This is a genomic window from Enterobacter cloacae complex sp. P13B, from assembly GCF_014895915.1.
Classification (GTDB): Bacteria; Pseudomonadota; Gammaproteobacteria; order Enterobacterales; family Enterobacteriaceae; genus Enterobacter; species Enterobacter bugandensis.
Window position 1 is genome coordinate 10,398 of sequence record NZ_JADBQN010000046.1, and the last position, 1,821, is coordinate 12,218.

General features: G+C 43.3%; 2 protein-coding genes and 1 CRISPR repeat array. Of the genes, one reads left to right on the forward strand and one right to left on the reverse strand.

Going from position 1 to position 1,821, the window contains the following annotated elements; genetic code table 11:
- Positions 1–200: direct repeats of the CRISPR family, unit length 19 nt; unit sequence TGCCTGTACGGCAGTGAAC.
- 168 nt (positions 201–368) lie between these two features.
- Positions 369–806 carry a hypothetical protein gene (locus IM273_RS18695; RefSeq protein ID WP_193051756.1) on the reverse strand — a complete coding sequence of 146 codons (438 nt, stop codon included), beginning with the start codon at positions 804–806 and terminating at the stop codon, positions 369–371.
- Positions 807–1,470: 664 nt separating this feature from the next.
- Between IM273_RS18695 and IM273_RS18700 the strand changes: the two genes are divergently transcribed.
- On the forward strand, positions 1,471–1,698 hold the full coding sequence (locus IM273_RS18700) for a hypothetical protein (RefSeq protein ID WP_193051755.1): 228 nt from the start codon (positions 1,471–1,473) through the stop codon (positions 1,696–1,698).
- The last annotated feature ends 123 nt before the right edge of the window (positions 1,699–1,821 follow it).

Genomic DNA, 1,821 nt, shown 5'->3' on the forward strand with positions numbered 1-1,821 from the left:
TGCCTGTACGGCAGTGAACTTCCGCGTTTGGAATCTTCTTCGCCATTAACATTTCTAAGCTGCCTGTACGGCAGTGAACGAAAACAGGCGTTACCGGGCAAGTGAAAGCGGGTTTCTAAGCTGCCTGTACGGCAGTGAACGCTGGTGAATCGGCTAGCGGAAAGCCCCTCAATTTCTAAGCTGCCTGTACGGCAGTGAACTGAAAGGAAACTACGCCATCTTATTGTTAGAAAAGAAAATAATCAACTTTCCCGCATAAAACCCTTTTTTCTGGTACGTAAATTCGCATCACATAAATCAATACTTTACATTGACATCAAAGAAAAAGGGTCAAGTCAGGGGCCTACCCCAGACGCCACAAACTACACTCAGGAAATAATGTGAATTACCGTTTCTGCACGTTGAGGCGCAACGACATCTGTGGCCATAGAATGCGTAATGTCATGGAGTAGCCCCGTCAGATGCGGCAGCATGTCGCGGTCAAAATGCGACACCAGCAGCACATGATTCAGCGCCCGGCAGTAGTCACATTTCGTTTCGGTATCTTCCAGCAGCCACTCTTTTTGTCGCGGTTGTTCCGCTTCGTCTTCAAATTCCACTATCTGAAAATCACGCATGGATTCCGTGAGGCCGGTTTTAACCTCTTCCAGATATGCCCCGAGGCAACGGCATACGGGCTGCGTTTGCGGGAGTGATTTGCAGTCGAGCAGGATTTCGGTGAGCAGTTCGCAGCGCTCAGCCAGGGTGGGGAGATCGGGGTTTAGGGAGAGTTCGCTGTAAAACTGAGAAAAATTGTTATGTTCCATTTGTTCATGACTCCGTGTGAAATGGTGTTATCTCCACCCGAACGCCAACTCAGGTGGCAGACTGAACCGGTTTGGCGTACCGACCCACACGGGAAAATCGGCGCTTCAAAAGAAGCCCCGGTTCAGCCCACCATAATTGAGTCTGCGGATTATATCGCTAGCTTTCAAAAGTGTGAACGAACCTGATGATAGTTGACGTATCAACATCATTTCTCGTGTGTAATCAGGACGCCAATCCCGGCACCTGATTTTGCAGGTGCGCCGCTATTTTATTACTGTGGATTTATCCAGCAACTGACTTCGAAAGAAACTGGAAAGCGCCTCGCAGAATTCCTCTGCAGCCACATGCTCTCCCCCCTCTCCTACAACAAAGGACGTCCAAAAAGAACAAATAATAATGTAATTTAAGTGAGAGAGGTGCAGGACGGGTTGGAATGCGTGATTACTTCTCCGGACGCACTTTGAAATCGGAAAATAAGCCAATCAAAATAATAAACAACTGATAATCCAGTTTTATATTTACCACGTTAATTATTTAAGCCCATTCATCCATCAAGATGATAAAGAGTAATCTTTTTCCCTATTTAACAAAAGTGAGAGCATGATCACTTGATCAAATGTTTTCGTATAAGAAGATAAACGCATTAAACTAAAGGGATATATTATGTATTACAACGAAGAAATCATTAGGAAAATTGGAACCGATAAAGAGCTAGCAGTGCGATTAGATAAAGCGTTAGCTGGAGTTAAAGAGGGGGTCGTAGATTATTTAAATGGTCTGGAGGATGGCGTAACACGATTACTTTATTATACCTCTTGTCTTACAGACAATTATCAAGATGTGTGTAATAAACTAATATCTGAGGATAAAATATTTTTTTTCTCTGTATGAACTGATAAAGCATCGAGATGTTATATTCCGGATGATAAAAATATACATTGAAACACTTCTAAAAAATAAGAGTGAAGGAGAAAAAAATCAATCCTTGAGAAATTAACACCCTTTACAACACAC

Coding starts and splice junctions, on each gene's coding strand:
- IM273_RS18695 (WP_193051756.1), bottom strand. CDS start 806: ATGGAACATAACAATTTTTCTCAGTTTTACAGCGAACTCTCCCTAAAC.
- IM273_RS18700 (WP_193051755.1), top strand. CDS start 1,471: ATGTATTACAACGAAGAAATCATTAGGAAAATTGGAACCGATAAAGAG.